General features: G+C 63.5%; 8 protein-coding genes. 7 read left to right on the top strand and 1 reads right to left on the bottom strand.

Annotated elements, in window-relative coordinates; genetic code table 11:
* Positions 1–29 precede the first annotated feature (29 nt).
* The 6 genes from A6E15_RS03140 (at position 30) to A6E15_RS03115 (ending at position 9226) form a co-directional block, all read left to right on the top strand.
* Positions 30–1973 (top strand): ATPase, T2SS/T4P/T4SS family, encoded by a 1944-nt coding sequence (locus A6E15_RS03140; RefSeq protein ID WP_076143551.1) that lies wholly within the window; start codon positions 30–32, stop codon positions 1971–1973.
* Between the two features lie 7 nt (positions 1974–1980).
* Positions 1981–3693: a secretion system protein gene (locus tag A6E15_RS03135; RefSeq protein WP_076143549.1), complete on the top strand. Its 1713-nt coding sequence runs from the start codon at positions 1981–1983 to the stop codon at positions 3691–3693.
* 90 nt (positions 3694–3783) lie between these two features.
* Positions 3784–4677, top strand: coding sequence for a DUF7283 family protein (locus A6E15_RS03130; RefSeq protein ID WP_076143547.1), 894 nt, complete (start codon positions 3784–3786; stop codon positions 4675–4677).
* Positions 4655–5131: a DUF7285 family protein gene (locus A6E15_RS03125; RefSeq protein WP_076143545.1), complete on the top strand. Its 477-nt coding sequence runs from the start codon at positions 4655–4657 to the stop codon at positions 5129–5131. The genes A6E15_RS03130 and A6E15_RS03125 overlap by 23 nt, the downstream gene beginning before the upstream one ends.
* Positions 5128–6177, top strand: a complete 1050-nt coding sequence (locus tag A6E15_RS03120) for a DUF7284 family protein (RefSeq protein ID WP_245800526.1) — start codon at positions 5128–5130, stop codon at positions 6175–6177. Before A6E15_RS03125 ends, A6E15_RS03120 begins: the two co-directional genes overlap by 4 nt.
* A gap of 1 nt (position 6178) precedes the next feature.
* Positions 6179–9226, top strand: coding sequence for a DUF7286 family protein (locus A6E15_RS03115; RefSeq protein ID WP_076143541.1), 3048 nt, complete (start codon positions 6179–6181; stop codon positions 9224–9226).
* On the opposite strand, the gene A6E15_RS03110 is transcribed toward A6E15_RS03115, so the two are convergent.
* A complete protein-coding gene (locus A6E15_RS03110) occupies positions 9223–10431 on the bottom strand; it encodes an outer membrane protein assembly factor BamB family protein (protein ID WP_084177329.1) in 1209 nt (402 codons plus the stop codon). The two genes, A6E15_RS03115 and A6E15_RS03110, sit on opposite strands and share 4 nt — an antisense overlap.
* Before the next feature lie 190 nt (positions 10432–10621).
* Here A6E15_RS03110 and A6E15_RS03105 point away from each other — a divergent pair, with 190 nt between their 5' ends.
* A complete protein-coding gene (locus tag A6E15_RS03105; protein ID WP_076143536.1) occupies positions 10622–11911 on the top strand; it encodes a DUF7125 family protein in 1290 nt (429 codons plus the stop codon).
* Positions 11912–11941 lie beyond the last annotated feature (30 nt).

Raw genomic sequence — 11941 nt, 5'->3', positions numbered from 1 at the left:
TTAAATCGGATGCCGCAGCCAGCGTCGGTATGTTGCAGAACCCACCCGGACGGCTCCGCTCGGTCGTCGATCGCGTCGACGGCACACTGCTCGACCTCGGGGGCCGCTTCGATAGCTGGGGCGACGAGCCGGCCGCCCAGTGTACGTGTCGGACGGCCAGCGAAGGGGAGACGCTCCGGATCGACGCGAGCGACTGTCACGGCCGCCTCGAGTCCGCCGTCCCCTGTCGCCGGACCGCAATCGAGGCGCTCACCGATAGCGAAGCGAACGCGATCGTCGTGCGATCGAACGGCCTCGAGCGGCGGTACGACGACCGCGGCGTGGCCCTGCTGGGCTCGGCCGGCCGGTTCGTCGCGCTGCTGGGCGATCGCGCCGATCGGCTGGCGTCGGCCGCCGCTCGGGACCCGCTCGCCGTCGGCGAGGAGTTGCGGACCCGAGTCGGACCGATCGCCGATATCGGCGTCGAATCGGGCCTCGTGGCGGCCGCCGAGCGCGCCGAGAGCTACGAGTCGACCCTGACCGCGACCGTCGGACTCACGATCGGGCAGTACTTCGTCGATCGGTCGATCGACGAGGGGGCACGGCTCGTCGACGCGCGCTCGCTGCCGACCGGCAGTGAGGCGCGGATCTACGACCGACCCGACGAGACGCCGCGGTACGCTCTCGAGGTCGTCGATACGACCCTCTCGAATAGCGATAGGCGGCTCCTCCTCGCGGGGTACGAGGCGATCGCCGAGGGAGTCGTCGAGGGGGACCGGGCGGGGTCGCGGGCCATCGAACACGCGAACGGGGAGCCGGCCAACACCAAGCTTGCGAACGTTCTCACGAAGCATACGGCCGGCTACGGGATCCTCGAGGACCTGTTCGCGGACCCGCGCGTGACCGACGTCTTCGTGACCTCGCCGGTCTCGGCGAACCCGATCCGCGTCGTCGTCGACGGGGAATCGATGCCGACGAACGTCTCGCTCACTCGGGCGGGGGTACAGGCGCTTGCCTCCCGGGTTCGGCGCACCAGCGGTCGGGCCTTCTCCCGGGCGAGCCCGACCGTCGACGCGACGGCCGCGCTCGAGAACGGGACCGGGATCCGGGTCGCCGGCGTCACCGAACCGGTTGCCGACGGGATCGCGTTCGCGTTCCGGGAGCGGCCGGACGAGCGGTTCACCCTGCCCGCGCTGGTCGCGAACGGAACGATGCCGGCGGCGGCCGCGGCGCTGCTCTCGGTGGTCGTCGAGCGAAACGCCGCCGCCCTGATCGCCGGGACGAGAGGGTCCGGGAAGACGACGCTGCTCGGAACGCTGCTGTACGAACTCCCGCCAGCAACGCGGACGGTCCTGATAGAGGACACGCCGGAACTGCCGGTCGAGACGTTACAGTCGGTTGGCCGCGACGTGCAGGCGCTCCGGACCGGAACCGGCGACGGCCCCGAAATCGACCCTGCAGAGGCGCTCAGGACCGCCCTCCGGCTGGGCGACGGCGCGCTCGTCGTCGGCGAGATCCGCGGGGAAGAAGCAGGGGTTCTCTACGAGGCGATGCGCGTCGGGGCCAATGCCAACGCCGTCCTCGGTACGATCCACGGCGACGGGGCCGCCGACGTCGCCGAGCGGGTCGTCGCCGATCTCGGCGTCGAACACTCCTCGTTCGCCGCGACGGATCTGATCGTGACCGTTCAGACCCACCGGACTCCCGACGGCCGAAGCCGCCGCCTCGCCGCCATCGAGGAGGTGATCGACGACGGCGACACCCCTCGGTTCGAATCGCTGTACGAACTCGAGGGCGAGCGTGCGGTCGCGACCGGCCGGATCGACCGCGGTGAGAGCCGACTGATAAATCGGCTCGCCGGACCGACCGAGGCGTATGCCGACGTGCGCCGAGCGCTCACGTCCCGGACGGACCTGCTCTCGCGGCTCGCCGTCGAGGGCCGAACGAGTCCCCGCGCGGTCACGCGGGCCTACGCCGACCGGACCGGCGGGTGATCTCGAGATGACGTTCGTGCCCGTCGTGCGCGCGCTGGCGGCGCTGTATCCGGCCGAGGTCGACGCCAGCGACGGCCTCACGGAGTCGCTGTCGTTTACCGGCTCGCCCCACGATCCCGAGACGGTCGTCAGAGCGGGCTACGGGACCGGAATCCTCGCCGCCATCTTTCCGCTGGGGCTGTTACTGACGCCGGCCCCGCTCTCGTTCGTCGCGTTTTTCGTCCTCGTGGCGCCGATCACGGCGATCCACGCGGTTCACTCGATCCCCCATCTGCGGGCGGCGTTTCGCCGGACCGAGGCCCTCGGTGACACCCCGAACCTGATCGGCCGGGCGGTGTTGCGCATGCAGGTCCAGCCCGCCCTCGAGAGCGCGGTCCGGTTCGCGGCCGACACCGGCTCGGGGCCGCTATCGCGGAGTCTCGACGCGCACATCGATCGCGCGATGGGGACCCCCGGGACCGGTCTGCTCGCTTTCGCCGAGGAGTGGGCCGAGTGGTTCCCGGCGTTACGGCGGTCAGCACACCTGCTCGCGACCGCCCAGGACGCCCCGGAAGCCGAACGGTTGCGGACCCTCGATCGCGCGCTGTCGGCCGTCCTCGACGGGACGCACAGCCAGATGGCCGAGTTTACGTCGGCCATTCGTGCGCCGGCGACCGGCCTGTTCGCCTTCGGGATCATGCTCCCGCTCGCGCTAGTCTCGCTCGTTCCGACGGTGCCGATGGTCGGCTACGCCGTCAACGTCTGGCTCGTCGTTCTCGTGTACAACATCGTGTTACCCGGTGCGCTCGTCGTGGCCAGCCTCTGGCTGCTCGTCCGCCGCCCGGTCGCTTTTCCGCCGCCGACGATCGGTCACGACCATCCCGACCTCCCCGATCGGCTCCGGCTACGACCGCTCTGGGGCGTCGTCGCCGGCGGCGGAAGCTATCCCGTCCTCGTTGCGGTCGGCCCCGCACACCTCGCGCCCATCGCCGCCGTCGGTATCGGACTCGGAGTCGCACTCCTCGTGACCTACCGGCCGATCCTCGGAGTCAGACACCACGTCCGCGACATCGAGGCACACCTCACCGACGCGCTGTACGTCGTCGGTCAACAGGTTGCCGAGGGGGAGTCCGTCGAGTCCGCCGTCGAACTCGCCGGCGACCGGATCCCCGGCGAAACCGGTGCCGTCTTCGAGCGCGCGGCCGGCCTCCAGCGGCGGCTTCAGACCGGCGTCCGGGAGGCCTTCCTCGGCGAGTACGGCGCGCTCCGACACGTTCCCAGCTCGCGCGCTCACGGGACCGCCGCGTTGCTCGCGATCGCGGCCGACGAGGGGAAACCCGCGGGCCGCGCTATCGTCTCCATGGCCGACCACCTCGAGGAACTCGAGGCCGTCGAGGCCGAAACCAAGCGGAACTTAGAGCAGGTGACCGGGACCCTCGACAACACCGCGGCGTACTTCGCGCCGCTCGTGGCCGGTGCCACCGTCGGCATGGCCGACATGATGGCCAGCGACGCGCTCGTCGCGTCGGGCGAGATCGACGCGGCTACTTTTCCGACGGAGTCGCTCGGAATCGTCATCGGCGTCTACCTGATACTGCTGTGTGTCATCATCACGCCGCTGTCGATCGCACTGCGTCACGGCATCGATCGAGCCCTCGTCGGCTATCACGTCGGTCGGACGCTCGTCTCCGCGATGGTACTGTACGTCGTGACGGTGACCGCCATCGGTGCCGTCCTCTGATCGGCCGGTCTCGCCTCCTTTCGGCTCAGTCTCGAGGATGCGACCCGCGACCGACTGAGGTTTAAATACGAACACGCGGCCAGCGAGGGCATGCACCTGGAAGCACCGATCGACGGCTGGTACGTCTGGCTCGCCGTCTCCATCGTCAGCGCCGCCGTCGGTACCGTCGCGCTCGGTCTACCGACCGGCCCGCCACCGGACGCGAACCGAGCGGCGAACGCCATCGAAGAGACGGCCGGCAGTCCCTACGAGGCGAGTTCGACCTACGACCACGACGCGACTGCGATCGAGTTCACCGGCCGAACCGTCGCGATGCGAAACGAACACGGCACGACGCGAGCGACGCTCACCTACGGTCACGTGGTCCCCGTCATGGGGAACGAGCGACTCGAGAACGTCTCGGCCGGCCGCGCCATCGAAGCGGAGTACGCGGCGGCGATCGAGAACCCGGACCGGAGCGCGGTCGACGCCTTTCTCGCGGATGTCGAATCGGCATACGAGACGAACACGGACGAGTGGCGGACGGCGAACGGACCGTTACGCACCCGAACCGTCGCTACGAGACCGCTGCCGACCGTCAGTGCCGCCCTCGATATCGAACGCGTTCCCGGCGACCAGACCCACGAGGTCACCCTCGAGTACGAATCGACCGCGGAAACCGGGATACGGCTGCGGGCAGACGGGAGTGGCGATCGAGGACGCATCGACGAAACCGTCCGGGCAACCGCGACGAGGCAGGCCGAGACGATCACCCACGACGAGTTCGAGCGGACCTCCTCGATGTCGTTTCCGATCGACGTGCGGGTCGAAGCCGGCGGCACCGAACTGTGTACCGAAACCGTTCGCGCCGAACGGGGCGACGAGACGGTCGCGATCTGTCCGTCCGGCGGACAGACGCTCGAGACGACCGGCGTCGACGATCGAGGCTACGTGAGTCGCGATACGGAGGCCGATTCGTTCTATGTCACGCTCGTCGATGTCTGACCGAGGACAAACCGACCCCCTCGCCGCACTCGTCGCCGTCTCGGCGCTCGTCGCCGGGATCGGTCTCTACGGGCTCTATCTCTCCGACACGCTTCCCGGCACGACCGATCGAACCACCGAAACGACGGCGCTCGATCGGATCGCCGACGACCTCGAGAGCGACGGCGTCGTTCGCGCTCACGACGGTGACCTCGCGGACGGAGTCGAGACCGGATCCTTGCCACACGGCCGGAACGTCTACGTCCGGCTCACGATCGTCGCCGACGGTCACGAAACCGTCGTCGGTACCGCCGTGTTCGGAACCGACGGAACGTCGAATCCGACCGCGATCGATGAGGAGGAACTCGACGGTCCGCCCGAGGAGGCCGGCGTGGCCGAGCGCTCCGTCGCCGTGGCGACGGCTCCCGGCGACGTGCGCCGCGGGACGCTGCTCGTGGGGGTGTGGAACGGATGAGATCGGACCGAGCGGTGAGTACGGTCATGGACGTCGCGATGGCACTGTTGCTCGTCAGCGCGAGCGTCCTGTTGCTCGGTACGCACCTGTACGGAGCCGCACCCGACCCCGACGGCGACCGGGCCGACCACACGGCCGCGGTACTCGGTGCGACGACCATCAGCGTCCAGTACAGCCTCGCCGACGCCGACCCGGTCGCCGAACGACCCGGCGAGTACCACCGGACCGAGTACGGGTCCGCGACCGGCCTGCTCGCGGACGCGGCCGTCGCGAACGCCCGCATCGACGGGACGCCGATCCGTCCTACGGGCGACGAGTTCGAAGCCGCCGTCGCCGCCTCTATCGGGAGCGCACTGATCGGCTCCGATCGCGAGTTCTACGCCGTCGCCGAGTGGGAACCCTACGAGAACGCGTCGATCAGCGGGACGGCGACCGCCGGCGAACGACCGCCGCCGACCGCGGACGTCTCGAGCGTGACCCTCTCCGCCTCGAGCGGCCTGCCGGCCGTCGACGACGACGCGATCGAACGCGCGTACCTCGAGGGCGGAACGGACTGGTACGATCGACTTGAGGGCCGAACCGACCTCGTCGCGGACTCCGACTCGGCCCGCTTCGAGGCCGCGGGAATGGTCCTCGGAGACGCGATCCTCCGCGGCTACTTCCCGCCCGAGGAGACGCAACTGGCCCTCGAGAGCCAGGGGCTGTCCCACGAACTCGCCGTCTTCCAGTACGAGCGTATGGTCGCGCCGCTCGAGTACGAGTTCACCGGGACGACGAACCCCGACCATCACGGTCCGCTCAAACGCGAAGAAGCGGACGCCCTCGAGGCGAACGCGCACGTTTGCCGCGGGATCGCCGACGCCGACCGATTCGGCCGGGAGGGGCTCGGAGAGTGGCTCGCCGAGGACCTGCAGGACGCCTTCGCCGAGGAGACCGCGACGATCGACGACGAGTACAGCGGCGTTGCCCGCGACGAGCGGATCGCGGCGCTGCTCGCCGACGAAACATCGACCGCCGACGTAACCATCACGATTCAGACCTGGTAACATGACCGACCGCCCACACACAGTTTCGATCGCAGCAGACGACCGCGCCCGGATTCCGTTCGCTCTGATCGCAGTTCTCCTGTTGATCAGTAGCATCGCCATCGTCGGCGTCCTCGACTCCAGAGACGCGCCCGAGGTCGACGCCGAACGGGCAGTGGCCATCGACCGCGCCGAATCGGTCGCCGTCTCGGAGTTGCGACGGTCCGTCCTCCGGGCGACCGAGACGGCCGCCAGCGCGCCCGTCACGTCGACCGACGGTGCGAGTCAAACCGTCGAGGCCGCATTCGACGACGACGAACCCGTCTTCGACCAGTATCTCAAACTCCTCGTCTACCGGGAGGTCGCCGAGTCGTTCGCGACCACGTCCCAGCAGGTCGGCCACGACACCACCGCCGGGGCCGCTATGGATCGCATCGACTGGAACGACAGCGACGACCTCTCGGCCGCGATCGACCGCGTCTCGCTCGAGCGACCCGAGACCGGCGTCCTCACCGTCGAGGTCGCGGACGTCGAACTCACCGGAAACGAGATCGACGGCGAGCCGATCACCGAACGCCGCGATCTGACCGTCTCGGTCGCGACCCCGCTCTACCAGCTCAAGGACCGAACCGACGAATTCCAGCGCCAGCTCAATACCGGCTTTTTCGAAACCGACGAGTACGACGGCCTCGGTCGATATACGGCTGCCCGGCTGTTTCCCTACACCTGGGGCAAGGCCTACTACGACCGCCTCTCGAGCAGCCAGCCGGCGTTCGATAACCTGACGCCCAACGACCACACCGAGGTCATGGTCAACGACGCCATCTTCGGCTTGCAGGAGCGCACCTTCGGCACGACCGACCCGTACAAGGACCGCGCCATGCTCCAGCCGACGCTGTGTATGGCCGGCGATCTCGCCTCGAGCGCGGGCGACATCGAGACCGAAGACTTCCTCTCGAACGGGAGTTCCCTCGCCAACGAATCCGACCTCTGTAACGCCGATCTGCTCGATCAGGACGGTGAGCTACCCGACCCACCCACCGTTCAGGAGATTGCACTGACGATGCTCGAGGACAACGTCGAAACCGACGTCGAGATTCAGGCTCATCCGTTCGCCGATTTGGGGTATATGCAGATGGCGGCTGGGATGAAGATGGAGCAGATCGAAGCGGAGTTTAACCACTCACTCAAACAGAATAGTAAATTTAACGACTTTTACCTTAATAGCTACTTCTCTGACAAATTGGGAAATCAAGAAATAGCTGGTAGAATTGGTGATTTTCGACAAGAAGGTGACGGCACTCTATCTGAGTTCGAAGACACATTTTCGAGGGAATATCCGCGTAACTCAGAGATACAGGGAGTTATAAACGATATATATCAGGTAGGTGTAGAAACAAGAGAACGAGATTTGGTCAGGTATAATCGATTACCAGATCCATTATCACCAGAAGACTGGGCACAAAATCCGGGGAATTGGACAGGTCCCTTCAATGTGACCTATCACGCTAGTTCTTCACAGGCAGATGCTGATGTGTCGATTAAGATACCTACAGAGAGTAATGGCACCAGCTTTGATGATCGAGATTTTGCTGAAACAGATATTAGATACGAGAACACCATCGGAGTCAGTGCTGATTGGAAACACGAAGATGAAAATCGATCTCCACATACACATTGGAATTGGGAGGATGATATCACATACAGCGCGAACTATACGATCAGTGGTGATCTCGTTTCCGATGACATCAGTGTGGAACGGGGAAGTCGTGGGATTGAATCACCGTTCCAGACTGACTCATGGGACGAAGAGTATAGATCTGTTGATAACTTCGAAACCATCAGGACGAAAGCAGTCAGGGAAATCTTCGACCTCGACTCAACCACTGTCCGTTCCCAAGAACGTGAACTCGAGCGAGCGCTCGAAGATTCAAGTAGCTCGATAATCATGGAGCGTGATTTCGAGGCGGAGATTCCCTACTCAGCTGATCCCGATATCGATGTCAGTCCACGAAACGAGGACGAACTCTACGAGTGGGCGCTTTCGGAACTCAACCATACCCACTACGAAGTCCTCACGAGTGTCGAGCCACATCGGACGGATCTCTGGAACATGGTCGAGCGACCGAGTCCGCTCGGGAACGTCGAGAGCAATGTAAGAGATGTCGAACGCGAGTCAGTGTATCAGAACGCGTCCGAACCGTACGCCAACACTGCGGACCTCCTTCGAGCGGAAGTCCGTAAACGGTACTTCGAAAATACATACGATAACATCGACAAAGTGAGCGAGTGGCACGACACGACGCTCGGTGAGAGCAGTGCTATACTCAACGATCTTCTCGGTGGACTGCTCGACACGAGCAACGACCTGCTCGGCGGACCGATAAATTTTGTCGACAGAATGATGGATCCCGAAACGCGACCCGAGGATACGCAGGGTTCGCTCAAGGATTCGTCGCTGATGGAGAACGTGAACTATCAAGTCGAGGCATCGCCGACCTATCTCTCTTTGGAAACGGTCAATCGGACCGACGTTCCGGCGGTCCGCCCGAATGGCGGTGAAACGCTTTCGATTGACGATGTTAATAGGACGGAACACGCACCTATGGGGGCAGGGTATCTCGATGGAATCGGTCATCCCGGATTTCCTCTGATGCCCTGGCCATCGTTATTCTATCTTCAGCTCGATGCGTATTATCTCGAAATACAGGGCGAATACGCTCGCTTCGAACTACGAGCTACCGATGGTGAGCCGACGAGTGCTACCGGACTGACGTACGTCCGACAGGACACCGAGACGACAATCGACGTGCCCTCGCGGGCGGATCAGGACGAACTTGCAGTCGGTTCTGTCGAACCGATTTCGTTCGAGAATGAACTTGTAGTTCCGATCATCGTTCCGAGCCCACAACTACTGACAAAAGGCTCCCCTGGCGTCGGCGATCCATGGAGGTATAAATCATCAAATTCGCCACAAAAGAATTGTTCGAGAGGCTGGAACGAGGTCGGTGCTGGCTTCGAGAACAGTAGCGGTTGTATCTCGAGTGGGGACCTTCCAGTGAATAGTTAGGCGTCTTCTATAGCATAGACGTTCCCCTCTGCTGTAGGAACGTAGAGTGTTTCATCAGAAATAGCAGGTGGGGCCCTAATTGATTCACCGCCCTCTTGCCCAAACTCTTTAATTTCCCACGTCACACTTCCATCTTCTGTATCAAATGCAAGTAAATCATAATAGCTAGACACATACACTATATCATCGGTTATTACTGGTTTTGCACTCACACTATAACGGAGGTCTTTTGGATCCCATTCGTAAATTTTTTCATTAATATCTACAGCAAAGAATTTCTGTGCCCCTGCTCCACCGCCGCCGAAATAGACTGTTTCCGGTGCTACTGATGGACTGCACGTTATTGGTTCATCAATTTCTAGTTTCCATCTCTCAGAACCATCTTTGATTGCATACAGGTGTTGGTCCTCTCCACCGACATAGACTGTCTCATTGAAGATAGTTGGATCACTTTCGCCTAATGGTTCTTCTGTAGAACTTTCAAATTGCCATTGAATATTCTCATCCTCAATATCTACTGCATAAATGGTATTTTCGCTAACAAAATACACATTTCCGTTATTAACGGCAGGAACATATGTATATGGATATCCTCCTTGATGGTCACGCATGTCATGGAGGGTACTTTCATTACCATTCTTTAGATCAAAATAGTGGAGGAATAGGTTTTGTATGCCGATGACGCCATCATTCACCGGCACGGGATTGACGCTACTGATTCCGATATCGTTTCGCCATTGGACTTCGCCGTCCTCGAGATCAGCTGCAACGATTCCATCTCTCGTCCCGGCGAACACTCGTTCATTGTCAGCGGCTGGGTGGGCAGCGGGAGACGCGTTGACTTCTTTCTGCCACTCGAGTTCTCCCGTTTCTAAATCGATCGCGTGCAAGCGAGTGGTCGCGATGACATAGAGCGTGCCGTCGACGATGACGGGACTGTTACTGATAGAGCCCTCCCCGTCGAATAGTTTCCGCACTTGTACGTCCTCACTAGTCGGCCCGGTCGCCGTCGGATGATAGCCCGTATTTTGCGGATCGACGCCGTACATGGGCCACGTGTCGGCTGCAAGCGCGTCGTCCTCGGACTCGTCATCGGCCGGTTCGGAACTATCGCTCGTACAGCCAGCGAGGATCGAAATACCGGCAGCAGTACTGGCACAACTCGCCAGCCACGTCCGGCGAGTTCGATTCGTTCTCCAACCCATATTATAGCTACAAAATTAAATTCAGTATATAAATATTTTATCTAGTGTAGGGACTGTTTCACGAGACGGTCCTATGCTAACCAACAGGCGAGACGAAGTACCGAATTCACCGAGAGGGTAACTGAAGACGAGCCAGCACCGACGAGGCTGCCGGGCGGACGTTCAAAAAGGAAGCCGCAAGACTGTCGCTATGATCGCTATCGCAGGAGCGAAAGGCGGTTGCGGAAAGACGGTGACGACGATCGGGCTCGCGGAGGCGGTCGGCCGAGAGACGGCGACGGCGGTCGCGGTCGACGCCGATCGTCAACTGCCGAACCTCCACGTGGCCGGTGGCGTCGATCGAGAGCCGACGCTCGCGGCGCTCGAGTCCGAGTCGGCCGTCGCCGAGACGGTCGTCCAGTCGAGTCCGCGGGCGGACGGCGCGGGGCTGGTCGCGGCACCGGAGCCGTCCGACCGGGTCGACTTCGAGGCGGCGTTCGATCGACTCGAGGGGGCGGTCGAGCGAACGTTCGTGGACTGTCCGTCGGGTGCGGGCCCCGACGTCGTCGAGCCGCTGTCGGCCGCCGACGGGGTGATCGTGGTTACGACGGAGACGGAGCGCAGTCTCTCGGCCGCCGAGACGACGATCGAGATGGCGCGCCGGCTCGAGGTGCCGATACTCGGCGCGGTGCTGAACAAGTGTGACCGCGTGCCGGAGGCGGTCGACTCGTGGACGCGGGTCCCGGTTCTGGGGCGGGTCCCCGAGGCGTCGACACCGCTGACCGACGAGGCGACGCGGGATGCCTACGAGCAGATCGCGCGGACGATAGAGCGGCGATTGGCACCGGATCGGACGCCAGTGGCGTACGACGAAGATCTGTTGCCGACGGGAATCGACGCGCTCGATCGGACGCTCGGCGGTGGACTGGCTCCGGGATCGCTCGTCGCGGTGGTCGCGGAGCCAGCCAGTCAGTCGGAGCAGTTGCTCTACGGGACGACCGCCGTCCGCGGGACGCTCTATCTGTCGACCGAACGGTCGACGGCGAGCGTCTCGCGGGCGCTCGAGGCCGCTACGCTCGAGACCGGGACCCCGACAGTGCGTCGCCTCGGTGGCGAGACGGGGCTCGACGACGCGGCGGCGTTGGTCGAGACGTTGCCGGCGTCGTCGACGCTCATCGTCGATTCGGCGAACGCGATGGAGACCGCGGACCGGGCGACGTACGTCTCCTTTCTCGACGGACTCGTGGAACGGCTGGTCGCGACGGAGAGCGTCGGCCTGTTGCACTGCCTCGAGGGGCCGGCGGTGCCGGCGAATCGGACGGCGACGCTTCACGCCGCCGACGCGGTCTTCGAACTCGAGTCGAGGCCGGCGGGGGACGGGACCGACCACATCCTGTCAATCTCGAAGTTCAGAGGTGACAACGCCGATTCCGAACGGATCCGTCTCGCGTTCGATGGCCGGTCGCCGGCGTCGATCGAGGCGACCGGCAGCCGATCCTGAGATCCGGACCCAGGTATCGGCCGGACGACC

It is taken from the genome of Natrinema saccharevitans (assembly GCF_001953745.1).
Lineage (GTDB): Archaea > Halobacteriota > Halobacteria > Halobacteriales > Natrialbaceae > Natrinema > Natrinema saccharevitans.
The sequence above is the reverse complement of the archived record's forward strand: the minus strand, read 5'-3'. Positions and strand labels throughout refer to the sequence as shown.